The following is a 23,314-nucleotide window of genomic DNA, read 5'->3' on the forward strand; positions in this document are numbered from 1 at the left end:
ATGAAGGTGCAGGGATCGACAAAGACCGTCGTCGTCGAGCCGACGCCCGCCGCGCTGGCGGCACGGGTCGCCGATCGATTCCTCACCAGGGTGGTCGCGCGCACGCGCAACGGCCGACTCGCGCACATCTGCCTCACCGGAGGGTCGATGGGCGGCGCCGTGCTCGCGGCCGCCGCCCACGATGAGCGCATACGCACCATCGACTGGTCACAGGTGCATTTCTGGTGGGGTGACGAGCGCTTCGTGGAACTCGACGACGCCGATCGCAACTCGCGCCTTTCGCGTCAAGCGCTCCTCGACCGTCTGACGATCCCGGCCGAGAACATCCATGAGGTGGCCGCTCCCTCTTCCGGGCTGGATCTCGATGAGGCCGCGGCAGCCTATGCGGCGGAGCTGGCGCGGTTCGGCCGCGCCGACGAGCCGTGGCCGTCGTTCGCCGTGTGCTTCCTCGGTGTCGGGCCCGACGGGCACATCGCCTCGCTGTTCCCGGATCGGGCCGAGGTCACGGTGACGGATGCCGCGGCGCTGGCGGTGCGCAACTCGCCCAAGCCGCCACCGGAGCGGGTCACACTCACCCGCCCGGTGCTGAACGCATCCAAGCGCGTGTGGCTGGTCCTCACAGGCGCTGACAAGGCGTCGGCGCTGGGGCTGGCCCTGGCCGGCGCCAGCTATCAGAGCGTTCCCGCCGCCGGGGCGAAGGGGCGACGGCGCACGGTGTTCTTCGTCGACGAGGCGGCCGCGGCCGAGGTCTCCCCCGACCTCATCGACCGCGACTACTGACTGTCGCGGCCGTCCGGGGCGCCCGGATCGGTGGGTGGATGATCGGGCCCTAGCGGCCACTGCGGCTTGGCGCCGTCGTGTCCCTCCCCCTGCGCCGCAGGCGTTCCGTCGCTCCCGCGGCGGATGGCGAGCTCCTGGCTCTCGCTGAGCACCTGTGGATGGTAGCGGGCCAGCCCGAACACACCCCACACGGCGATCGCCCCGGCGATGACGAAGACGATCACGACCCACAGCGGCGCCGCCTCGGCCTCGCCGAGCACAAGCGCGCCGATGAGGACCGCCACGATCGGGTCGATGACGGTGAGCCCGGCGATCACGAGATCGGGCGGTCCTGAGCTGTACGCGGTCTGCACGAAGTACGCACCGACGACACCGGCGGCGATCAGCGCGATCACGCACACGACGGTCAGCCACTCGAAGTTCCCCGCCTGGATGCGCTTGATGACGGCCTTGGCGAGGGTGGCGACGAACCCGTAGAGGATGCCGGCGCCGGTGACGTAGAACAGCGCGCGCATGCGGTGCCGCAGGATCAGCCAGCAGGCGCCGAGCACGATGATCACCAGTAAGAGCACGGTGAGGATCGTGAAGAGGTCCTCGTTGCTGATCTCCCGCTCTGTGGCGTACAGCGCTGCAAGCGCGACGAAGAGGAAGATGCCGCCCAGACAGCACCCGATCGCGATCATCGACTGCCTCGTCGGCGCGTGGCCCGATATGCGGGCGTTGAGCAGCGTGGTGATCACGAGGGCGACGGCGCCGAGCGGCTGTACGACGATCAGTGGCGCGATCGCGATCGCACTGAGCTGGCACACGATCGCGAATCCCAGCATGACGGTGCCGACGATCCACGAAGGACGTCGCAGCAACCCCCGAAGCTGAGCGCCGCTGAGACCGGTCGTGCCTTCGACGCCGGTGATCCGCTCGACCTTCTCGACGCCGCGATGCTGGTACTGGGCACCGAGCGACATGAAGACAGCGCCGGCGAGGGCGAGGGGGATGCCCAGCAGCAGCGCCGGGTTCTCGAATACGCCGACCAGCTGGTCGCCGACTCCCTCAGCGATCTCCACCCCATGATGCACAGTACGACCTTACCGGCCGTGGGCCGCCCAGTAGTGTTGTGGCGTGGCTGTTCTTCCGATCCGCATCATGGGCGACCCGGTCCTGCACTCCCCCGCGAGCGAGGTGGGCGAGGTGACCGACGAGATCCGCACGCTCGTCGCCGACATGTACGAGACCATGGATGCCGCTCCCGGCGTCGGGCTCGCGGCTCCGCAGGTGGGCGTGCCGCTGCGGATCTACGTGTACTCCTATGTCGACGACGACGAGCGGCCGTGGCGTGGCGTGATCCTGAACCCGGTGCTGTGGATGACGCCGCCCGAGCCCGGCTCGCCCGACCCCGATCTGGAGTCGGAAGGGTGCCTGTCGTTCCCCGGTGAACGGTTCCCGCTGCGACGCGCCGACCGAGTGATGGTGACCGGCACCGACCTCGGCGGCGCCCCGGTCCGCATCGAGGTGGACGGGTGGCGCGCTCGCATAATGCAGCACGAGTTCGATCATCTGGACGGCATCCTGTACATCGACCGTCTGTCGGACAGCGACTGGAAGACCGTGCAGAAGATCGCCCGCAAGCGCGGGTGGGGACGCCCCGGCGCCAGTTGGATGCCCGGCGTCGACAACCTCGAGGGCTGATGCTCGCCGTCGCCGAGTTGCTCTCTTCGCCGCGCGGTCAGTAGCGTCTTCCTGGCGGGTTCTCCGCCGTTCCCCCATTTTCTCTTTCGCCTTCACATGGCCCTGTTCAAGGGAGCAGTCCAGCATGCCCGCCAACCGCACACGCCGCACCATCGCCTTCACCGGAACCGCCGTCATCCTTGCCGCAATGCTGTCCGGATGCAGCATCGCCGGCAGCGTCTTCGGCGGCGGAGACGCCCAGCGCGACGAGGACGGCAACGTCACCCAGGAGAAGGAGATCGACATCTTCTCGCTCAAGGTCGGCGACTGCCTCACCGAGGCCGCCCTGAGCGGCGGCGAGACCACGACGGCACCGGTCATCCCGTGCGACGAGGCGCATCCCTACGAGGTGTACGCGGAGTTCGAGCTCGAGGACGGCGAGTTCCCCGGCACCGCCGCGATCGAGACTCCGGCCGACGAGTTCTGCCTCACCGAGTTCGAGAAGTTCGTCGGCGTCGCCTACGACGCCTCGGCACTCGCCTACACCTGGTTCGAGCCGACCGCCGAGAGCTGGTCTGCGGACGATCGGCTGGTGCAGTGCGTCATCGGCGACCCCGCGGGCGACGTCGAGGGCAGCCTCAAGGGCGTCAAGCGCTGATTCCTGATGATGGAGGCAGCGCCTTGGGGCCTGCCTCCATCATGGACACCGAGCGCGTGCATCGAGCGCACGGCGTCTCGGACCGATGCGCCACGGGAACGACGAAGCCCCGCCACAGGGGCGGGGCTTCTGTTGGCTCCCCGGCTTGGACTCGAACCAAGAACCTGCCGGTTAACAGCCGGCTGCTCTGCCAATTGAGCTACCGAGGATCATGTTCCCCGCCGTGCGGGCAACTCCCCCAGCTTAGCAAACTCCGGCGCGACTCCCGAACACGGGCAACCTCCCGGGCGTGGCGCACTCAGCGCTGGGAATCCGACTCCTTGTTGGGCGCCCAGATGAGGTTGCGACCGACGCCACGAGCGACCACGTGTCCTGCGCGGAGCATGAGCGCCTCGGCGTCCAGCTCCCTGATGAAATCGGCATCGTTCGTCACCAGCAGCGCAGCCATCGACCGCTCCGTACGCCGACGCGTGATCGCGTCGAACACCACTGGCCTGACCTCGAGATCGAGGTTCGACAGCGGCTCGTCGGCGATGAGCACACGGGGCTCCATCACCAGCGCCCTGGCGATCGCGACGCGCTGACGCATCCCGGCGCTGAGCTCGTAGGGGAACTTCGACGCCGCGCCGAGCGGAAGGTGCAGTTCGTCGAGAAGCGATGCCACGCGGATCGCCAGGGCCTTGCTGTTCACCTTCTTCTCGCGCCGGGTGATCGGTTCTGAGATCACCTCACCCACCGTGAGTCGCGGCGGGAGGTTCGCTCCAGCGCCCTGGCCCACGTAGCCGCTCAGCGCCGTGAGCACCCGGAGCCTGCGTCCTGGTCGGCGCACGTTGACCCCGCACACCTGGGCCTGGCCGCCGGCCACCTTGAGCGACGCGTCCCCCATGCCGGCCAGCGCCGTCACCAGTGTGGACTTGCCCGACCCGGTCGGCCCTCCGACGCAGAGGAGCTCGCCGGGCGGGATGCGGAAGGTCACACCGTCGATCGCGCGCGTGACTCCGCCATGACCGATACGATCGATCACCAGGTCGGAGCACTCGATCGCGTTCTCAACGTCGGCAGGCATGTTCCCATCCTGCCCGTTCCCGACACCTTCGCGCTCAGGACTCGGCGAATCTGAGCCGCTCGACGTCCAGGTCGCGTAGCCGCATGCGCAGTGCGCGACCGCCGTCGGAATCGGCCGGCACGCGCTGAACCGCGCCGAGCAGCTCGTTCTTCTCACGGTCGATGCCGCGCAGGATCAGCCGACGGCAGAGGTCTGCGGCAGAGGCCAACGCCCCCTCCTCGTCCCGTGCGGGGAACGGCATCATCAGCAGCTCGCCCGCAAGCCCGCGGTACGGTTCGCGGACCGCATCCGCCGCCTGCGTTGCCCATCCGACCCTGGTGCGGTCACCGACCGCCGCGACCGACTCTCGGACCGCGTCGAGCGCGGGGTGGCGGAACGGCTCCGCCAGGGCACGCGAGAGCAGATCGACGTCGATCCGGTGTCCGTACTGCAGCACCCCCATCAGCGCGTCCCGCTCGATCGCTACGTCGGCGCTCCGAGGCAGGTCGGCCAGCCGCACACGGGTGGTGGGTGCTCCCTCTGCTTCCTGGCCCGGCCGCGCCGCCTGTTTGGGGTCCTGCCTGCCGTTCGATGCCGCGCCGCGCGCGGCGCGCACGACCTGCTGGTGCACGGCCGTTGGATCCATCCCCAGGCGCCTGGCCAGCACGCGCTCGTAACCGGGTCGGAGCAGCTCATCCCGGATCTCGGCGACGATGGGCGCGGCGGCGCGCAGCGCGCCGACCTGCCCCTCGACCGTGGAGAGCTCGTACCCGGCGAGTTTGCGGTCGATCGCGAACTCGAACATGGGCACCTTGGCGTCCATCAGACCGCGCACGGCGGCGTCACCGCGCTGCAGCCGCAGATCGCAGGGGTCGAGCCCGTCCGGTGCGACGGCGACGAAGGTCTGCGCGGTGAAGCGGGAATCCTCCGAGAACGCACGCAGCGCCGCCTTCTGTCCCGCCTCGTCGCCATCGAAGGTGAACACCACCTCGCCGGCCGCGGAGTCGTCGCCCATCACCCGCCGCAGCACCTTGATGTGCTCGGGACCGAATGCCGTGCCGCAGGTGGCGATGGCGGTGGTCACGCCGGCGAGATGGCAGGCCATCACGTCGGTGTAACCCTCGACGACGACCACGCGGCGGGGGTCGCCACGGGCGATGTCGCGCTTGGCGAGATCGAGCCCGTACAGCACCTGCGCCTTCTTGTAGATCGGCGTCTCAGGGGTGTTCAGGTACTTCGGCCCCTGGTCGTCGTCGTAGAGCCTGCGCGCCCCGAAGCCGATCGTCTGTCCGGTCACGTCGCGGATAGGCCAGACCACCCGCCCGCGAAAGCGGTCGTACACGCCGCGCTGACCGGTCGACACCAGACCAGCGGCGCTCAGCTCGTCACGGGTGAAACCCTGAGCGGTGAGGGCCTTCAGCATCCCGTCCCAGCCTCGCGGCGCGTAACCCACCCCGAAGTGCGCCGCGGCGCCCGCATCGAACCCGCGCTCGCCCAGGAACCGCCTGGCACTCTCCGCCTCGGGGCTCAGCAGCTGCGACCGGAAGAACTCCCCCGCAGCGGTGTTCGCGGCGTACAGCCTGCTGCGGCCGCTGGTCTCGGGGGCGGCGCCGCCGTCCTCGTAGTGCAGGGAGAATCCGATGCGTCCGGCGAGCCGTTCCACGGCCTCGGTGAAGCTGACGTGGTCCATCTCGCGGAGGAAGGAGTACACGTCGCCTGATGCCCCGCATCCGAAGCAGTGGTAGTAGCCCACCTGCGGTCGCACGTGGAAGCTGGGGCTCTTCTCGTCGTGGAACGGGCACAGTCCCTTCAGCGACCCGACGCCGGCGGACTTCAGCGCGACGCGCTCCCCGACGATGTCGGCGATGTTCGTGCGGGTTTTGACCTCTTCGACGTCGGCCTGCCGGATGCGGGGCATCAGACGGCCCCTTCGACGACCGCCTGCGCCTCGGCACGCCTGTGCGCGCCCGGGCGCGCGTGACGCGGCGTCCAGATCCCGACCTCGGCGGGATCGATCTCGCCCACGAGCCGGTTGTGCCAGTCGACGGCCGTCTGATCGGTGAGGCTGGCCACCTGATCGACGACCACGCGAGCGCGCGCCGCGTCGTCGGTCGCCGCCATGAAGTCGGCCGCGAAAGCGGGCTCGAGCACGTCGGCGCCGGCCGACCACAGGGCATCGGTCGACCACAGGGCGTCGGCGAGTCGCTTGAGCACGCGGCGCTGCTCCTTGTAGACGCCCTTGCGCGCGTCGATCGTCACGATCGACTGCCCCATGATGCCCTTCAGCACGGCGATCTCCGCCTCGACGACGCGCGGGACCACCACGTGCGCGTTGTAGCGCGCGAGGGTGGGCCCGCCGTACGCTTCGCGCGTGGCGGCGACGGCCGCGCGCGCGAAGCGTCCGATCAGGTCGCTGGTGAGGTTCTTCAGGCGGGCGAGATCCTGCCGTGACCGGTCGAACGACTTCAGCCACATCGGCTGCCTGGTGAGCCTGTACAGCGCGTCGGCGAGCTCCTCGCGCGTGAAGTCGTAGCCGACCCACTGCTGGATCCGCCCGACCAGCGGGTGGTGCTCGACGGGGTCGGAGAGCTGGGCGACGTCGAGGTAGCCGTTCACGATGGCGTCCTCGAAGTCGTGCACGGAGTAGCCGATGTCGTCGGAGAGATCCATGATCTCGGCCTCGATGCAGCGCAGACGACCCGGCGCGCCGTCGCGCATCCAGCGGAACACCGCCTCGTCCTCGGGGTACACCCCGAACTTCAGCCGTCCGCCGGGGTCGGGCAGCGGACTGTCGACCGTCCACGGGTACTTGCAGGTGGCGTCGAGGCTGGCGCGGGTGAGATTGAGGCCGACCGAGTGGTCGTCGTCGTCCAGCACCTTGGCCTCGAGACGCGTGAGGATGCGCAGCGATTGCGCGTTGCCCTCGAAGCCGCCGATGGGCTCCGCCCAGTCGTTCAGGGCGCGCTCGCCGTTGTGCCCGAACGGCGGATGCCCCAGATCGTGACTCAGGCACGCAGTGTCGACCACGTCGGCCGAGACGCCCAGTGCGTGGGCCAGCTCACGACCGACCTGCGCGACCTCGAGGGAGTGGGTCAGTCGGTTGCGGGCGAAATCGGCCGTGCTCGCGGGGCTCAGCACCTGGGTCTTCGCCGCCAGGCGTCGCAGTGCCGCAGAGTGCAGCACCCTGGCCCGGTCCCTCGAGAAGTCGTCGCGCTCGGAGCGGTGCGTCTCGGCGAAGAAGCGCTCGGCGTCGTGCGCGTCGTAACCGTCGACGAGGCGCGCGCCCGCGGTCTGCGGTGCGGACGCCGCGAACGCCTCAGCCACCACTGTTCTCGATCTCCGCCCCGCGCATCATGTCGCCGGTCTCGGCGGCGATGTCGCGCGACTCCAGCCACCCCTCCGGCAGTGCCGTGCGCTTCGGTGAGCCGGCTCGCCCGCGCTGCCCCTCGGCTCCCGCACCGGGGTAGGGGGCGTCTTCGACCGGCCCCAGCAGGTCGTCGATCTCCTGCAGCGTCGACACTCTGGCGAGCGACGCGCGCAGCTCACCACCGACCGGGTAACCCTTGAAGTACCAGGCGACATGCTTTCGCACGTCCTTGCAGCCGCGATCCTCGTCCTCGAAGAACTCGACGAGCAGCTGGGCGTGCCGTCGGAACGCGGCAGCCACGAAGTGCAGGGTGGCGTCGACCTTCGGCGCCGACACGGCACCGGCCGGCCCGAGGGCGTCGGCCAGCTCGCCGAAGAGCCAGGGCCGCCCCAGGCAACCGCGCCCCACCACGACTCCGTCGCAGCCGGTCTCGGCCATCATGCGCACGGCGTCGTCGGCCGACCAGATGTCACCGTTGCCGAGCACCGGGATGCTGGTCACGGCCTGCTTGAGTTCGCCGATGGCGCTCCAGTCCGCGTGGCCGGAGTAGTACTCCGACGCGGTGCGGGCGTGCAGTGCGACCGCGGCGGCCCCCGCGTCCTCGGCGGCACGACCGGCGTCCAGGAACGTCAGGTGGTCGCGGTCGATGCCCTTGCGCATCTTGACCGTGAGCGGGATGTCACCGGCCGCCTTCACCGCGCGCTGCACGATGTCGGCGAAAAGCGTCGTCTTCCACGGCAGGGCTGCTCCCCCGCCCTTGCGGGTGACCTTGGGCACCGGGCAGCCGAAGTTGAGGTCGATGTGGTCGGCTCGGTCTTCGGCCACGATGATGCGAACGGCCTCGGCGATCGTCGCCGGGTCGACGCCGTACAGCTGGATCGACCGAGGCGTCTCGCTCTCGTGGTGCTGGATCAGCCGCATCGTGATCGCGTTGCGCTCCACGAGCGCACGCGACGTGATCATCTCACTGACGTACAGACCGGCGCCGTACTCGCGGCACAGGCGGCGGAACGCCGTGTTCGTGATGCCGGCCATGGGAGCGAGGACCACCGGCACGTCGAGCTCGATCGGGCCGATGCGAAGCGCGGGCGCGGGCGCGAGGGAGGGGGCAGTGGCGAGAGTCATGTCCTCTCCATTGTCCCAGACGAAGACGCTCGGGGGCGGCACCGGAATTAGGGTGGGGATATGACAGAGACGCCGCTCCGCCAGATCCCGTTCGCAGACGCCGCAGGCGACCGGAAGACCCTCGACGACTACGGCTCCGACGTCGTGCTCGTGGTCAACGTGGCCTCGAAGTGCGGGCTCACCCCGCAGTACGAGCAGCTCGAGCAGTTGCAGCGCGACTACGGCGATAGGGGTTTCACCGTGCTCGGCTTCCCCTGCAACCAGTTCCTGGGGCAGGAGCCCGGCTCGATGGAGCAGATCCTGGAGTTCTGCTCGACGACGTACGGCGTCAGCTTTCCGGTGAACGACAAGGTCAAGGTCAACGGCAGGAACGCCCACGAGCTGTACAAGGCGCTCAAGCAGACCGCTGATGCCGACGGCAAGGCGGGCAGGGTGGAGTGGAACTTCGAGAAGTTCTTGGTCGGCCCGGACGGCTCGGTCCAGCGCTTCCGTCCGAAGCAGCGCCCCGACGCCCCGGAGATCATCGCCGCGATCGAAGCCGCGCTGGTCACTGCCCGTCGCTGACGATCCGCCTCGGTTCGCACGGCTCCCTTCGTTCACCTGCTCGTCGTCCTCGCGCCATCTGCTCCTCCTAGTCTCACGGCGGCGATCTCCGCCGCAGACGACAGAGGAGTACAGGAATGCCCGACCGAATGCCGATGAGCCGACGTGCCGTCATCACCGCAGGGGCGCTCGGCGCCGTCAGCGCGGCGCTGCCGATCGGTGCAGCGCATGCAGCCCCGGCGACCCCAGCCGGCCCCGTATCCGGGCGCCCGGGCCCGAAGGCTCCGCGCCTGCGATTCCGCACCGACGGAACGTTCAAAGTGGTGCAGTTCAACGACACGCAGGACGACGAGCGCACGGACCGGCGCACGGTCGAGCTGATGGAGAAGGTGCTCGACCAGGAGAAGCCCGACTTCGTCGTGATCAACGGCGACGTGATCACGGGCGGCTGCGAGACCCGGCTCGCGGTGAAGCAGGCGATCAACAACGTCGTCTGGCCGATGGAGTCCCGCGGGATCCCGTGGGCGGTCACCTACGGGAACCACGACGAGGACTCGCTGCCCCAGTCGGGCGTCGATGAGGCGGGCATGCTCGAGATCTACCGTTCGTACGACCACAACATGAACGCCGAGAACGAGCGCGGATTGACGGGCACCAGCAACACGATCGTGCAGATCTCGTCGTCGGTGAAGAAGAACCGTGAGGCCTTCGCCCTGTGGCTGCTCGACTCTGGCCGGTACGCGCCCAAGACGATCAACGGTCAGGACTTCGCCGGCTATCCGACGTGGGACTGGCTGCGCATGGACCAGGTCACGTGGTACCGCGAGCAGTCGCAGCGACTCGAGCAGCATCACGGCCGCAAGCTGCCTGGACTCATGTTCCTGCACATCGCGCTGTGGGAGCACCGCTTCATGTGGTGGGGCGGCGTCGACACCCGCACGGCCGCGGACGCAGCGCGGGGCAAGGCCCGCCACGGCATCATCGGCGAGCGCAACGAGGACGAGTGCCCCGGTCCGATCAACTCGGGGATGTACAACGCGATCCTCGAGCGCGGCGATGTGAAGGGCGTGTTCGTCGGCCACGATCACATCAACGACTACGTGGGCGACTACTACGGCGTCATGCTCGGCTACGCGCCCGGTACCGGCTTCGGTGCATACGGCCTCCCCGGCGCACAGCGCAACCGCATGCGCGGGGGCCGCGTGTTCGAGCTCACCGAGAACGGCGACGACGTCGCGATCGCGACCCGCGTGGTCTACGCCCGCGATCTGGGCATCGACCTGACGGCGAACGATCAGCCCATGGAGCCGCTGCCGCTGGCGCCGAAGCAGCAGCAGCTCTGACCCGAGTAAGCGCGCGGCGGCGCGGCAGGTGCTCGCGATCGAGCGACCGTCGCGCCGCCGCGATGTTCGGCGGTCTTCTCAGGCCTGGACGGGCGTTCCGCGCTTGGCCCACATGTCGCGCAGCACGTTCTCGAACGCCGCAGGCGGCTGCGCCCCTGAAATCCCGTACTGGCCGTCGAGTACGAAGAACGGCACGCCGTTGATGCCGTACGCGCGCGCCTGTGCCTGATCTGCGCGCACCGCGTCGAGGTACTCGGCCGACTCCAGCGCCGCGCGCGCCTCGTCCGCGTCCAGCCCCACCTCGACGGCGAGTTCGACCAGGTCGTCGATGCGGCCAACGTGCCTGCCCTCGGTGAAGTAGGCCGACATCAGCCGCTCCTCCATCTCGGACTGCAACCCCTTCGCCTTCGCGAAATGCAGCAGCTCGTGGGCCTTGACGGTGTTCGTGTGCTGCAGCAGGTCGAAGCGGTACTGCAGGCCGGCACCGGCGGCGACGTCCGTGACGTTGGACAGCATCTGCTCGACATGCTCGCGCGGCATGCCCTTGTGGCCTGCGAGGAAGTCCACCTCGTCGCCGTCGAAGTCGACCGGGGTGTCGGGCGAGAGCTCGAAGGAGTGGAAGGTGATCGTGACCTGCGGGGCGTCCGCGTCGCCTGCCGTCGCGGCGATTCCCTTCTCCAGATTGCGCTTGCCGATGTAGCACCAGGGGCATGCGATGTCGGACCAGATGTCGATGGAGATGGGTTCGCTCACATTGAGGCCAACCGCGCCCGCGCCGAACGTATTCCGTTGATAGCATCTTCGGATGCTCTCAGCCGGCGATCCGCTCCCCTTGCGGCCTGAGCGCGTGCTCATCGCAGGGGTGACAGGATCGGGCAAGACGACACTCGCACGGCGGCTGGCCGCCCGCTGGGGTCTCGTCCATCATGAGATCGACGCGCTGTTCCACGGACCGGACTGGACGCCGCGTCCTGAGTTCCTCGACGACGTGCGCGCCTTCGCCGCGACCGACCGCTGGATCACCGAATGGCAGTACACCAGCAAAGGCACCGGCGAGATCCTCCCCGGTCGCGCGGATCTCGTCGTCTGGCTCGACTATCCGTTCCCTCTGGTCCGCCTTCGGCTCCTACGGCGCACGGTGAAGCGCCGCCTCCTGCGCACGCGACTGTGGAACGGCAACGTGGAGCCTCCCCTGTGGAGCCGCGAGGCGTGGAGCGGGGACAACGACATCCTGCGCTGGCAGAAGGATACGCGCGGGAAGTGGGACGAGCGGATGCCGCAGGTGGAGGCATCCTTCCCGCATCTCACGATCGTCCGGCTGCGTCATCCGCGCGAGACCGAACGGTGGCTGAATCCGTGAGGGCACCGATGCTGAACGCCCGCGACCCGCTCCCCTTCCGGCCTGAGCGCGTGCTCATCGCAGGGGTGACAGGATCGGGCAAGACGACAATCGCACGGCGGCTGGCCGCCCGCTGGGGTCTCGTCCATCATGAGATCGACGCGCTGTTCCACGGACCGGACTGGACGCCGCGTCCTGAGTTCCTCGACGACGTGCGCGCCTTCGCCGCGACCGACCGCTGGATCACCGAATGGCAGTACACCAGCAAAGGCACCGACGAGATCATGACACCTCGCGCCCAGCTGGCGATCTGGCTCGACTATCCGTGGCCGGTGGTGCGTGCACGACTGCTGCGACGCACGCTCGGCCGCAGCATCTTGCGGACGGCAATGTACAACGGCAACGTCGAGAAGCCGCTGTGGCGGCTGGTGGCGACCCGCGATCCGTACGAGAACATCCTCGCGTGGCAGACCAGAACACGCTCCTTCTGGACCGAGCGGATGCCGCAGAAACGACAGCAGTTCCCGCACCTGACGATCGTCCGTCTCGCCCACCCGCGTGAGACGGAGCGCTGGCTGCGCCACCTCCCCTGATCGGCGGCCGAGGCCGGCCCTTCTCGTGTCGCTCAGCGAGACGAGTCCGGCGCGTCCACGGCACCGCCGAATCGGCGGTCGCGCGACAGGTAGATCTGGATCGCCCGCCAGAGCTCCTCACGGGAGAAGTCCGGCCACAACGTGTCGAGGAACACCATCTCGGCATAGGCCGACTGCCACAGCAGGAAGTTGGAGGTGCGCTGCTCTCCCGAACTGCGCAGGAACAGATCCACATCGGGCATGTCGGGCACGTACAGGTGGCGCCGGATCTGCTTCTCGGTAATGGCGCCCGGCTTCAGGCGGCCCGCCTTCACGTCCTCCGCCATCGCGCGCACGGCGTCGACGAGCTCGACCCTGCCGCCGTAGTTCACGCACATCGTCAGCGTGAGCACGTCATTGCCGCGCGTGAGCTGCTCGGCGTACTGCAGCTCCTTGATCACGGAGCCCCACAGTCGCGGCTTGCGGCCGGCCCAGCGCACGCGCACGCCCCATTCGTTCAGCTGGTCGCGCCGGCGGTGCAGCACGTCGCGGTTGTACCCCATCAGGAAGCGCACCTCCTCGGGCGAACGGGCCCAGTTCTCGGTCGAGAACGCGTACACCGACAGATGCTTCACCCCCGCTTGGATGGCGCCGGCGACCACGTCGAGCAGCACTTCCTCACCGGCCTTGTGCCCTTCGATCCGGTTCAGCCCCCTGCGGTTCGCCCAGCGGCCGTTGCCGTCCATGACGATCGCCACATGGTTCGGCACGGCGGCGAACGTGGGAGGGTGCACTCCGGTCCAGTCCAGCGGCCGGTACGGCACGGCGTCCTTGTGCGTGTACGGTTTCGGGGTCACCTGGTTCCTTCCGAGCGGCCGTCCGAGACATGGGCGAGCGAGCGGATGCCGCGCTCGAGGTGGTACTGGGCATAAGCGGCGATGGTGCCGGATGCGGCGGCCGTGTCCGGCACCGGCGCGGCGTCCACCGTGTGCCAGTCCCCCGCCATCAGGGCTCGCAGCAGCGCGAGCGCTGACGGCGCGATGCGTGGGCTGCCGGCCGGCGCGCATGCGGAGCAGACCAGCCCGCCCAGTGGCGCGCCGAACGTCGCGTGCGGCCCCGGTGCGCCGCAGCGCGCGCAATCATCCAGCGCGGGAGCCCACCCCGACAGCGCCATGACCCGCAGCAGGTACGAATCGAGGATGCTGCGAGCGGCGTGCTCGCCGCGTGAGAGCGCGCGCAGACCCCCGACGAGCAGGAGATACTGCTCAAGGGTCGCCTCGGCTTCGTTGAGCCTGTCCGCGGTCTCGACCATGGCGTTGGCTGCGGTGAACCGTTCGTAGTCCGCGGCGATCTCGGCGCCGTAGGCGCCCAGCGACTCTGCCTGCTGCACGATGTCGAGGGAGCGCCCCCTGTACAGCTGGACATCGGCGACCATGAACGGCTCGAGACGGGAGCCGAACTTCGACGAGGTGCGCCGCACGCCCTTGGCGACGGCGCGGATCTTGCCGTTTCGCCGTGAGAGCATCGTGACGATGCGATCCGCCTCACCCAGCTTGTGGGTGCGCAGGATCACCGCTTCGTCTCGGTAGGTGGGCATCCATCGATTATCCTCCGCGCACGCGAGAATGGACGCGTGACAGAACCGCTCTTCACCATCCCGCTGTGGGCAGATCTGCTGGGCGTCGGCCTCGGCGGCATCCAGGGTGCCATGTTCGCCTCCGGGTTCCAGGGGCAGCGTCGGCTCGACTGGCTGGGCGTCGCGATCATCGGCGTCATGATCGGCATGGGCGGCGGCCTCATCCGGGATCTGCTGATCGGCCAACCTCCGGCGACGCTGCAGAGCAATTGGTACCTGCTCACAGCTGTGGGTGCCGCGCTGTTCGGCATGCTGCTCGCCGGCGTCTTCAACCGCATCAACACATTCATCGTCGTGCTCGACGCCCTCGTCATCGGCATGTTCGGCGCGTTCGGCGTGAGCAAGGCCATCGCGGTCGGATTGCCCGAGGTGCCAGCGGTGTTCATCGGCGTCTGTGCGGCGGTAGGGGGCAGCGTGCTGCGTGACATGCTGATGGGCCTTCCCGTCGCCATCATGCACGTGGGCTCGCTGTACGCCGTGGCCGCAGGCGCCGGGTGCGTGTTCATCGTGGCCGCACACGCCTTCGGCATGCAGATCAGCCTGGCCGCCGTCATCGGCATCATCGTCACCGCGGTGATCAGGGTGCTCGCCGTGGTGTTCGACGTGTCGCTGCCCGAGCAGCGCCGCATCTACCGGCGCAAGGTCGCTGCGGAGACCGGCGTCGTGCCGACGATCAAGCCGTAGGGGTGCGCGGCCCTTCGCACGACGGCGCCCCGGATGCGGTATGTGCTTCCGGGGCGCCCTCGCGATCGCACGGACGGGTGGTCACGGGCGGACGCTCCACGCACGGGTGACGGCGCGGAGGCGGATCTGGGTGGCAGTCAGACCGCGGCCAGCTCACCCTGGCGGGTGCGGATGGAGCGGTTCACGCACGACACGATGGCCTTCAGGCTCGCGGTGGAGATGTCGCCGTCGATGCCGACGCCCCACAGCCGCTGGTCGTCGACCTGCAGCTCGATGTACGCGGCTGCCTGGGCGTCTCCACCGGTCGAGAGAGTGTGCTCGACGTAGTCGTACAGCGAGATCTCGAACCCGCGTTCGCGCAGCACCTCGATGAACGCCGCGATCGGTCCGTTGCCGCGGCCGGAGGTCTCGATCCGCTCGTCGTCATCGCGCAGCACGACGTCGAGCGAGACCTCGCCCGACATGTCGCTTCGGGTCTGCGTGCCGAGCAGCTCGAAGCGCCCCCACTTGGCGGCGCTGTCAGCGGCCGGAAGGTACTCGTCGGTGAAGATCGACCAGATCTGGTCGCTGGTCACCTCACCGCCCTCGGCGTCCGTCTTCGCCTGGACGACGCCCGAGAACTCGATCTGCAGCTTGCGCGGCAGGTCGAGCGCGTGGTCGGTCTTCAGCAGGTAGGCGACGCCGCCCTTGCCGGACTGCGAGTTGACGCGGATGACGGCCTCGTACGAGCGCCCGAGATCCTTGGGATCGACCGGCAGGTAGGGAACGGCCCATTCGATCTCGTCGACCGTGACGCCCTCGGCTTCCGCCTTGGCTGCCATCGCCTCGAAGCCCTTCTTGATCGCATCCTGGTGCGATCCGCTGAACGCGGTGAACACCAGGTCGCCGGCCCAGGGGCTGCGCTCGGGCACCGGCAGCTGGTTGCAGTACTCGACGGTGCGCTTGACCTGGTCGATGTCGCTGAAGTCGATCTGCGGGTCGATGCCCTGAGTGAACAGGTTGATGCCGAGCGCTACCAGGTCGACGTTGCCGGTGCGCTCGCCGTTGCCGAACAGGCAACCCTCGATGCGGTCGGCCCCGGCCATGTAACCGAGCTCGGCCGCCGCGATCGCCGTGCCGCGGTCGTTGTGCGGGTGCAGCGAAAGGATGACGTTCTCGCGCTGCGCCAGGTGCCTGTTCATCCACTCGATCGAGTCGGCGTAGACGTTCGGCGATGCCATCTCGACCGTCGCCGGCAGGTTGATGATCACCTTGCGATCGGGGGTGGGCTCGAGCACTTCGATGACGGCGTTGCAGACCTCGACGGCGTATTCGAGCTCGGTGCCGGTGTAGCTCTCCGGCGAGTACTCGTAGTACACCTGCGTGCCGGGGATGCGCTTCTCGAACTCGCGGCACAGCCGGGCGCCCTCGAGGGCTATCTGCTTGACGCCCTCGCGGTCGGACCGGAACACCACCTCGCGCTGCAGCACGCTGGTGGAGTTGTAGAAGTGGACGATGGCCTGTTTCGCACCGGCGATCGCCTCGTACGTGCGCTCGATGAGGTGCTCGCGGCACTGCGTCAGCACCTGGATGGTGACGTCGTCGGGGATGAGGTTCTCTTCGATGAGCTGACGCACGAAGTCGAAGTCGGTCTGGCTCGCCGACGGGAAGCCGACTTCGATCTCCTTGTAGCCCATGCTGACGAGCAGCTCGAACATGACGCGCTTGCGCTCGGGCGACATCGGATCGATGAGAGCCTGGTTGCCGTCGCGCAGGTCGACGGCGCACCACCTCGGCGCCTCGGTGATGCGCTGGGACGGCCAGGTGCGGTCGGGCAGATCGAAACGGATCTGCTCGTGGAACGGCCGGTACTTGTGCACCGGCATCGAGGAGGGCTTCTGGTTGTTCTTCATGGTGGGAGTGCTTCTCTTCGTCAGGAATTGTGCTCAGGCCAACACGAGCGCCGCGACGAGAGAGGCCCGAAGATCAGGACTCGTCGCGGCAGCTAAGAAGAAGCAGTCCGCCCAGAGGCATGGGTCGATCGTAACAGCATCCCCGGCCTGCTCGCACGACGACGGTGAGACGATCCGCTCACGGCTGACACTAGAGATCATGAGCACAACGCCCAGAACCCCGGCGCTCGCCGGCATCGCCCTTGTCGGAATGCTCAGTCTGAGCGCGTGCGCCGGCTCCCCCGGTTCGCGCCCTCCGGCTGACGGCGCGTCTTCAGAACCGGCACTCGCGACCGCCGTGCCAGCGCCGCCTTCCGGGGAGGTGATCGGAACCGGCACGGTGATGGACATCGGCGGGTCCGTCGAGCTCTGCCTCGGCGCGGTCGCCGAGTCGTATCCCCCGCAGTGCGCGGGCGTGCCGATGACGGGCTGGACGTGGGACGGAGTCGAGGGGGCCGAGCGGAGCGGTGAGGTGAGCTGGGGCGCCTACGCGGTGACCGGCCGCTACGACGGCGAGACGTTCACTCTGACCGGGCAGCCGATGCTGCTCGCCCTGTACGATCCGATGGCTCCGGAGGATCCCACCGGGGGCGGCACGGGCGACACGGCCGAACCGCGGCTGATCGAGATCCAGGACCAGCTTCCCGAGCTGCTCGGCGATGACGGCGCAAGCTACCTGGGCTCGTTCCCTGACCGCGGCTACCTGTGGGTGGACATGGTGTGGGATGACGGCACGCTGCAGGACGCCGCGGACGAGGACTTCGGCGATGACGTCGTGGTCATCCGCTCGGCGTTGCGGCCGGTCGAGGGCTGAACCGGTCAGGGGACCAGCGCCACCTTGCCGCCGGGGTGTCCGTCGGCGAGGAAGCGGAGCGCGGCAGGGGCGTCGCTCAGCGCGAACATGCGCGACATCGGCACGACCAGCCGTCCTTCCTCGGCGAGCTCGACCAGGCGGGCACGCACGCCGTCACGGAAACGTGCACTCTCCGGCTGCGACCCTGCGATCGCCCGGAAGCCGTGCTGCTCGGCGCGGCCAGCCGCAGCGATCGTGACCACGCGCGAGAGGTCGGACAGGAGCGCGAGCGAGACGTCCACTGCCTCGTCCGTGCCGACCGCGTCCAGGGCGGCGTCGATGCCGGCCGCTCCCGACGCCTCCACCGTCTCCAGCACCCGCGCCAGCAGACCGTCGCCGTAGGCGACGGGTACCCCTCCGAACCGGCGGACGACGTCGAAGCGTGCTCGTCGCGCAGTGCCGATCACCCGGATGCCGCGCAGCGCTGCCAGCTGGAGAACGCTCACCCCGACCGCACCCGAGGCGCCGTGCAGCAGCACGGTCTCCCCTGGCGCCGCGCGGACGGTCTGCAGCATGTCGGCCGCCGTCGTCCCTGCCAGCAGCAGGTTGGCCGCCTCGGGATGCGACAGCGTCGCGGGCTTGCGCAGCACCTTCTCGGCGGGGACCGTCAGCTCGTCGGCATAGCCGCCGCGCACGCGGAACGCGATCACCTCGTCGCCGACGGCGACCGCACCAGTCACGATCTCGGTTTCAGGGCCCACCGCCGTCACCACGCCTGAGACCTCGTACCCGATCGGCACCGGCAGCTCGACGCCGGTCCGCGGGGCGGCGACGTGCTTCGCGTCGGCCGGGTTCACGCCCGCGGCGAGCGTCCGGATCGTGACCTCCCCGCGCCGCGGCGCCGGAGGTTCGTATTCGACCAGGCGCCACCCGTCAGGCGATCCCCAGTTCTCGGCGATCCAGCGGTGTGCCATGTCAGAAGCCGAGACGACCCAGCTGCTTGGGGTCGCGCTGCCATTCCTTCGCGACGCGCACGTGGAGCTTCAGGAAGACCCTGGTGCCGAGCAGCTGCTCGATGCCTTCGCGTGCGTTCGCGCCGACATCGCGCAGGCGTGCGCCCTTGCGCCCGATGATGATCGCCTTCTGACTGTCGCGCTCGACCACGATCGAGGCATGCACATCGGTGAGGTCGCTGTCCTCACGGGGCTCCACCTCGTCGACGACCACGGCGATCGAGTGCGGCAGCTCGTCCCGCACCCCCTCGAGCGCCGCCTCCCGAATGATCTCGGCGATGCGGTCCTCGTCCGACTCATCGGTGACGATCCCGGCGTCGTACAGGCGCGGACCTTCGGGCAGGAGCTGCAGCATCTCGTCGGCGAGCACGTCCAGCTGCTCGCGCGTGAGCGCTGACAGCGGGATCACCGCCGCCCAGTCCTCGCGCAGGGAGTCGACCTCCATGAGGCGCTCGACGATGTCGTCCTTCTCGGCCGCATCCGTCTTGGTGACGATCGCGACCTTCTTCGCACGCGGGTAGCCGTCGAGCGACGCGGCGATACGGCGGTCACCAGGACCGACTTTCTCGGTCGCCGGAACGCAGAAGCCGATCACGTCGACATCGCCCAGCACCTGCTCCACAAGGTCGTTCAACCGTTCACCGAGAAGCGTACGGGGCTTGTGGATACCGGGCGTGTCGACGATGACGAGCTGGCCGTCGGGTCGGTTCAGGATGCCGCGGATCGCCCGCCTGGTGGTCTGCGGCTTCTCGCTGGTGATCGCGATCTTCTCCCCCACGAGAGCGTTCGTCAACGTCGATTTGCCGACATTGGGCCGCCCTACGAACGTCACGAACCCACTGCGCGTGTTCTCAGTCATTCCGCTGTCCTCCGTCATCCTCGCCCGCCTCTGTCTTCTCGGGGGCACGCTCGACGAACACCGTCGCGATCCCGCGGCCTCGTCCGCGCGATGCGCCGCCGGTGAGCACAAGACCGTCCACGGTCGCGCTCGCGCCCGGCTGCGGGACCTGGCCGAGTGCCTTGCCGAGCAGGCCGCCGATCGAGTCGACGTCCTCGTCCTCGAGTTCCAGTCCGAACAGGTCTCCGACGTCTTCGAGGGGCAGCCGCGAGTTCACCCTGAATCGCCCGCCTGCCAGCTCGACGATCTCGGCTGGACCTCGGTCATACTCATCGGCGATGTCGCCGACGAGCTCCTCGATCAGATCCTCGAGGGTGATGATCCCCGAGATGCCGCCGTGCTCATCGACGACGATGCACACGTGCACGGCGTCGCGCTTCATCTGCTGCAGCAGTGTCTCGGCGCGCATCGACTCGGGAACGAAGACCGCGGGGCGCGCGATGGGCCGCACGGGCGCACCTCGCCAGGCGCTCTCATCGCGGTAGGCGAACTGCACCAGGTCCTTGAGATACAGCACCCCGACGACATCGTCCGCGTCGTCGTCCACCACGGGCATCCGCGAGACGCCGGTGCGCAGGAAGAGCTCCATTGCCTCGGTCGTGGTCGCCGCGGCATCCACCGTCATCATCTCGGTGCGGGGCACCATCACGGCACGTACGAACTGGTCGGTGAAGTCGAACACCGAATGGATCAGATCACGGTCGTCCTCTTCGATCAGTGCGTTCGAGGCGGCCTCGTCGACCATGCTGAGCAGCTGCTCCTCCGAGGCGAAATTGCTGCGTACCCCACCAGGGGTTACCCGGCGACCGGCGGCGACCAGAAGCTGAGCGAGTGGGCCGAGCAACGTCCTCACCCCGCGCACCGTCGGTGCCCACGCGCGCAGGATCCCGGGGGCGCGCAGGCGGCCGTACGACCGCGGGCTCGCCCCGACCAGCACGAACGTGATGCCGGTCATCAGCACGGCTGCGGCCAGCATCGCCCACCAGATGCTGGGCAGCAGGGCATCCAGCGCGACGGTGACCAGCACGGCGGCGGTCGTCTCCGAGAGCACGCGCATGAACGCCACGGCGTTCACGTGCGGGTCGGGGTCGTCGGCGATGCGCTGCAGCGCCTTGGCGTTCCGCCCCGTCGAGGCGAGCTCTTCGAGGTCTGCTCTGGAGCTCACCGAGAAAGCGGCATCCACCGCGGTCATCAGGCCGCCGAACGCGACCAGCAGCACGGCGGCCGCAAGGAGTATGGCCGGGGTCATCGGCGGCGTTCGGCGTGGGCGAATCCCTCGATCAGCGACCGCTGCAGCCCGAACATCTCACGCTCCTCTTCCGGCTCGGCGTGGTCGAAGCCCAGCAGATGCAGCAGGCCGTGCGTGGTGAGCAGGATGAGCTCGTCCATCAGCGAGTGGCCTGCGGTCTGCGCCTGCGCCTCGGCCACCTGCGGGCACAGCACGATGTCGCCGAGCAGCCCGGGGGCGGTGGGGCGGTCGGGCGTGCCAGGACGCAGCTCGTCCATCGGGAAGCTCAGCACATCCGTCGGACCGGGCTCGTCCATCCACTGCACGTGCAGCGACTCCATAGCGCCCTCATCGACGAGCACGATGGCGACCTCAGCGTCGGGGCTGACGTGCAGCTGCGCGAGGTTGAACTCGGTGAGCCGCTGCAGCACCGTCTCGTCGACGCTGACCGCCGACTCGTTGTTGATCTCGATCATTCCAGGCCTCGCTTCGGCTTGCGGTCTCGGAGGTTGGGGCGCATCCCCGCACGCCGATCGGCGCGGTTCGCGAACTCATGCGCCTGCTCGCGTTCGACCCGCGCGGCGGTGCGGCGCTCGTCGTACTCGCTGTACGCGTCGACGATGCGTCCGACGAGCGAATGGCGCACCACGTCGTCACTCGTCAGCCGTGAGAAGTGGATGTCGTCGATGTCGCCCAGCACGCGCGTGACCAGGCGCAGCCCTGAGGCACCGGTGGGCAGGTCCACCTGCGTGATGTCACCGGTGACGACCATCTTGGTGCCGAAGCCGAGCCTGGTGAGGAACATCTTCATCTGCTCGGGCGTGGTGTTCTGCGCCTCGTCGAGCACGACGAAGGAGTCGTTCAGCGTGCGCCCGCGCATGTACGCCAGCGGGGCGACCTCGATCGTGCCCGTCGCCATCAGCCGAGGGACGATCTCGGGGTCCATCATCTCGTTGAGAGCGTCGTAGAGAGGGCGCAGGTAGGGATCGATCTTGTCGGTCAGCGAACCGGGGAGGAATCCCAGCCGCTCTCCCGCCTCCACGGCCGGACGGGTCAGGATGATGCGCTGCACCTCCTTGCGCTGCAGCGCCTGCACCGCCTTCGCCATCGCCAGGTACGTCTTGCCTGTTCCGGCCGGTCCGATGCCGAACACGATCGTGTTCTGCTCGATGGCGTCGACATACTCCTTCTGGCCGAGGGTCTTGGGGCGGATCACCTTGCCGCGGGTGGACAGGATCGCCTCGCCCAGCACCTCACTGGGCCGCGGTCCCTCCTCGCGCCTCAGCATCCTGGCCGAGTTCTCCACGTCGCTGGGAACGAGGTCGTAGCCGGAACGGGTCATCTCTAGCAGTTCCTCGACGAGCTTCCTCGCCGCCGCGACGTCTGCCTCGGTGCCGCCGAGGGTGATCTCGTTGCCGCGCACGAGCACCTGCACGCGTGGATGCTGCTTCTCGAGCACACGCAGCAGGCGGTCCTGCGGGCCGAGCAGCTGAACCATCGCGACGCCGTCGGCGAAGATGCGCTCGGTGTGCTCGGGCTGAGCGGGAAAACGGGGTGTGGGTTCGTCAGAAGCCAACGAGCTTGCTCTCCTCGATGTCGCCGAGCACGTGTGCATGCACATGGAACACGGACTGGCCGGCGCTGGCGCCGTTGTTGAATATGAGTCGGTACTCGCCGCCGGCGTGCTCGTCGGCGAGACGCTTGGCCATCGCGATCATCGCGGCCAGCAGTTCCGGGTCGCCCTGAGCCAGCTCGGTGACGTCACGGTACCGCTCGGTCTTGGGGATCACGAGCGCGTGCAGCGGGGCCTGGGGGTTGATGTCGCGGATCGCGAAGACCCGGTCGTCGTCGGCGAGCAGCTCGCCGGGGATCTCCCCGTTCAGGATGCGGGTGAAGATCGAGGGTTCCGTCATGGGGTTCAGTCTACTTACCGGCCGCAGCCGCCGGCCGGATGCTCACCAGCGTCCGAGCATGGCCGACAGCACGGCGATCGCCGCCGGCCCTGCGGTCGACGTGCGAAGCACCGTGTCTCCGAGGCGCACCCGCTCGGCTCCCGCCGCCTCCAGTCGCTCGAGCTCCTCGGGCGCGATCCCACCCTCGGGCCCCACGACCAGCACGATCTCCCGTCCGTCCGGCCTGATGCTCGACAGCTGCGTGTCCGCCCAAGGGTCGAGCAGCAGCATCCGAGATCCGGCAGCCCGCTGCGCCAATCGAGCGGTCGACTGCACCTCGGCGACATCGGGGATCCACGCCCGGTGCGCCTGCTTGGCCGCCTCCCGGACGATGCTCGACCAGCGCTCACGCCCCTTCGCCGCCTTCGCCCCCTCCCAGCGGGAGACGCTGCGCGCCGCCTGCCATGGCACGATCTCGTCGACGCCGAGTTCGCACGCCGCCTGTACGGCCAGCTCGTCCCGGTCGCCCTTCGCGAGCGCCTGCGCCAGGACGATCCGTGATTCGGGCTCATCCTGCACGGAACGGCGTGCGATGCGAACGCTGACCTGCGACGCCGACACGTCCTCGACCGAGCCCTCGAGCCAGACGCCGGATCCGTCACCGATCGAGACGCTCTCGCCGACTCGGACCCTTCGCACGACGGCAGCGTGCTTGGCCTCCGCCCCCGTGAGCGTGATCAGCTCGCCGACGTCTGCGGTGGAGCAGTCAGGAACGATGAAGTGCAGTGCCATGAGGCTCCGA

The 23,314-nt window shown here is 68.7% G+C and carries 25 protein-coding genes and 1 tRNA gene; 9 read left to right on the forward strand and 17 right to left on the reverse strand.

From position 1 onward, the window contains the following. The gene (pgl, locus tag RIN43_RS08660) at positions 1–780 is read left to right on the forward strand and encodes a 6-phosphogluconolactonase (RefSeq protein WP_309128505.1); all 780 of its coding nucleotides are present in this window, start codon (positions 1–3) and stop codon (positions 778–780) included. Here pgl and RIN43_RS08665 read toward each other — a convergent pair. Then, positions 774–1,844, reverse strand: a complete 1,071-nt coding sequence (locus RIN43_RS08665; RefSeq protein WP_375163726.1) for a DMT family transporter — start codon at positions 1,842–1,844, stop codon at positions 774–776. The two genes, pgl and RIN43_RS08665, sit on opposite strands and share 7 nt — an antisense overlap. 55 nt (positions 1,845–1,899) lie before the next feature. Here RIN43_RS08665 and def point away from each other — a divergent pair, with 55 nt between their 5' ends. After that, on the forward strand, positions 1,900–2,466 hold the full coding sequence (gene def / locus RIN43_RS08670) for a peptide deformylase (protein ID WP_309128506.1): 567 nt from the start codon (positions 1,900–1,902) through the stop codon (positions 2,464–2,466). 124 nt (positions 2,467–2,590) lie between these two features. Further along, complete coding sequence (locus RIN43_RS08675) at positions 2,591–3,103, forward strand: septum formation family protein (protein WP_309128507.1); 513 nt, start codon at positions 2,591–2,593, stop codon at positions 3,101–3,103. A 133-nt stretch (positions 3,104–3,236) separates the two neighbouring features. Here the strand turns inward: RIN43_RS08675 and RIN43_RS08680 are convergent. The 5 genes from RIN43_RS08680 to dusB all read right to left on the reverse strand — a co-directional run bounded on the left by RIN43_RS08680 (position 3,237) and on the right by dusB (position 8,640). Then, positions 3,237–3,312, reverse strand: a tRNA-Asn gene (locus RIN43_RS08680). Positions 3,313–3,401: 89 nt separating this feature from the next. After that, positions 3,402–4,169, reverse strand: coding sequence for an ATP-binding cassette domain-containing protein (locus RIN43_RS08685; protein WP_309128508.1), 768 nt, complete (start codon positions 4,167–4,169; stop codon positions 3,402–3,404). A gap of 34 nt (positions 4,170–4,203) precedes the next feature. Continuing rightward, entirely contained in the window at positions 4,204–6,066 is a 1,863-nt protein-coding gene (gene dnaG, locus RIN43_RS08690) for a DNA primase (protein ID WP_309128509.1), read from the reverse strand. Further along, positions 6,066–7,475, reverse strand: a complete 1,410-nt coding sequence (locus RIN43_RS08695) for a deoxyguanosinetriphosphate triphosphohydrolase (RefSeq protein ID WP_375163727.1) — start codon at positions 7,473–7,475, stop codon at positions 6,066–6,068. The genes dnaG and RIN43_RS08695 overlap by 1 nt, the downstream gene beginning before the upstream one ends. After that, entirely contained in the window at positions 7,465–8,640 is a 1,176-nt protein-coding gene (gene dusB / locus RIN43_RS08700; RefSeq protein ID WP_309128511.1) for a tRNA dihydrouridine synthase DusB, read from the reverse strand. Before dusB ends, RIN43_RS08695 begins: the two co-directional genes overlap by 11 nt. A gap of 60 nt (positions 8,641–8,700) precedes the next feature. On the opposite strand from dusB, the gene RIN43_RS08705 reads away from it, so the two are divergent. Then, complete coding sequence (locus RIN43_RS08705; protein WP_309128512.1) at positions 8,701–9,204, forward strand: glutathione peroxidase; 504 nt, start codon at positions 8,701–8,703, stop codon at positions 9,202–9,204. A 116-nt stretch (positions 9,205–9,320) separates the two neighbouring features. Then, positions 9,321–10,526, forward strand: a complete 1,206-nt coding sequence (locus RIN43_RS08710; protein ID WP_309128513.1) for a metallophosphoesterase family protein — start codon at positions 9,321–9,323, stop codon at positions 10,524–10,526. Between the two features lie 78 nt (positions 10,527–10,604). Here the strand turns inward: RIN43_RS08710 and RIN43_RS08715 are convergent, their stop codons facing one another. Continuing rightward, positions 10,605–11,279, reverse strand: coding sequence for a DsbA family oxidoreductase (locus tag RIN43_RS08715; protein ID WP_309128514.1), 675 nt, complete (start codon positions 11,277–11,279; stop codon positions 10,605–10,607). 52 nt (positions 11,280–11,331) lie between these two features. Here RIN43_RS08715 and RIN43_RS08720 point away from each other — a divergent pair, with 52 nt between their 5' ends. After that, positions 11,332–11,886 carry an AAA family ATPase gene (locus RIN43_RS08720; RefSeq protein WP_309128515.1) on the forward strand — a complete coding sequence of 185 codons (555 nt, stop codon included), beginning with the start codon at positions 11,332–11,334 and terminating at the stop codon, positions 11,884–11,886. Further along, positions 11,871–12,458 carry an AAA family ATPase gene (locus RIN43_RS08725; protein ID WP_309128516.1) on the forward strand — a complete coding sequence of 196 codons (588 nt, stop codon included), beginning with the start codon at positions 11,871–11,873 and terminating at the stop codon, positions 12,456–12,458. The genes RIN43_RS08720 and RIN43_RS08725 overlap by 16 nt, the downstream gene beginning before the upstream one ends. Positions 12,459–12,490: 32 nt before the next feature. Here the strand turns inward: RIN43_RS08725 and RIN43_RS08730 are convergent, their stop codons facing one another. After that, complete coding sequence (locus tag RIN43_RS08730; protein WP_309128517.1) at positions 12,491–13,294, reverse strand: isoprenyl transferase; 804 nt, start codon at positions 13,292–13,294, stop codon at positions 12,491–12,493. Continuing rightward, on the reverse strand, positions 13,291–14,034 hold the full coding sequence (recO, locus tag RIN43_RS08735; RefSeq protein ID WP_309128518.1) for a DNA repair protein RecO: 744 nt from the start codon (positions 14,032–14,034) through the stop codon (positions 13,291–13,293). Before recO ends, RIN43_RS08730 begins: the two co-directional genes overlap by 4 nt. A gap of 36 nt (positions 14,035–14,070) precedes the next feature. Here recO and RIN43_RS08740 point away from each other — a divergent pair, with 36 nt between their 5' ends. Further along, complete coding sequence (locus RIN43_RS08740) at positions 14,071–14,757, forward strand: TRIC cation channel family protein (protein WP_309128519.1); 687 nt, start codon at positions 14,071–14,073, stop codon at positions 14,755–14,757. A 137-nt stretch (positions 14,758–14,894) separates the two neighbouring features. On the opposite strand, the gene leuA is transcribed toward RIN43_RS08740, so the two are convergent. Next, complete coding sequence (gene leuA / locus RIN43_RS08745) at positions 14,895–16,649, reverse strand: 2-isopropylmalate synthase (RefSeq protein ID WP_309128520.1); 1,755 nt, start codon at positions 16,647–16,649, stop codon at positions 14,895–14,897. Between the two features lie 199 nt (positions 16,650–16,848). Between leuA and RIN43_RS08750 the strand changes: the two genes are divergently transcribed. Then, the gene (locus tag RIN43_RS08750; RefSeq protein ID WP_309128521.1) at positions 16,849–17,502 is read left to right on the forward strand and encodes a hypothetical protein; all 654 of its coding nucleotides are present in this window, start codon (positions 16,849–16,851) and stop codon (positions 17,500–17,502) included. Positions 17,503–17,507: 5 nt separating this feature from the next. Here the strand turns inward: RIN43_RS08750 and RIN43_RS08755 are convergent, their stop codons facing one another. The 7 genes from RIN43_RS08755 to RIN43_RS08785 all read right to left on the reverse strand — a co-directional run bounded on the left by RIN43_RS08755 (position 17,508) and on the right by RIN43_RS08785 (position 23,304). Next, positions 17,508–18,455, reverse strand: a complete 948-nt coding sequence (locus RIN43_RS08755) for an NADP-dependent oxidoreductase (protein WP_309128522.1) — start codon at positions 18,453–18,455, stop codon at positions 17,508–17,510. 1 nt (position 18,456) lies between these two features. Further along, complete coding sequence (era, locus tag RIN43_RS08760) at positions 18,457–19,353, reverse strand: GTPase Era (protein WP_309128523.1); 897 nt, start codon at positions 19,351–19,353, stop codon at positions 18,457–18,459. Continuing rightward, the gene (locus tag RIN43_RS08765) at positions 19,346–20,641 is read right to left on the reverse strand and encodes a hemolysin family protein (protein WP_309128524.1); all 1,296 of its coding nucleotides are present in this window, start codon (positions 20,639–20,641) and stop codon (positions 19,346–19,348) included. The genes era and RIN43_RS08765 overlap by 8 nt, the downstream gene beginning before the upstream one ends. Then, the gene (ybeY, locus tag RIN43_RS08770; RefSeq protein ID WP_309128525.1) at positions 20,638–21,096 is read right to left on the reverse strand and encodes an rRNA maturation RNase YbeY; all 459 of its coding nucleotides are present in this window, start codon (positions 21,094–21,096) and stop codon (positions 20,638–20,640) included. The genes RIN43_RS08765 and ybeY overlap by 4 nt, the downstream gene beginning before the upstream one ends. Beyond that, the gene (locus tag RIN43_RS08775; protein ID WP_309128737.1) at positions 21,093–22,118 is read right to left on the reverse strand and encodes a PhoH family protein; all 1,026 of its coding nucleotides are present in this window, start codon (positions 22,116–22,118) and stop codon (positions 21,093–21,095) included. Before RIN43_RS08775 ends, ybeY begins: the two co-directional genes overlap by 4 nt. Before the next feature lie 67 nt (positions 22,119–22,185). Then, positions 22,186–22,533 (reverse strand): HIT domain-containing protein, encoded by a 348-nt coding sequence (locus RIN43_RS08780; RefSeq protein WP_309128526.1) that lies wholly within the window; start codon positions 22,531–22,533, stop codon positions 22,186–22,188. Between the two features lie 42 nt (positions 22,534–22,575). Beyond that, the gene (locus tag RIN43_RS08785; protein ID WP_309128527.1) at positions 22,576–23,304 is read right to left on the reverse strand and encodes a 16S rRNA (uracil(1498)-N(3))-methyltransferase; all 729 of its coding nucleotides are present in this window, start codon (positions 23,302–23,304) and stop codon (positions 22,576–22,578) included. Between the last annotated feature and the right edge of the window lie 10 nt (positions 23,305–23,314).

Source organism: Microbacterium sp. (assembly GCF_031178445.1).
In the GTDB taxonomy this organism is placed as follows: Bacteria; Actinomycetota; Actinomycetes; order Actinomycetales; family Microbacteriaceae; genus Microbacterium.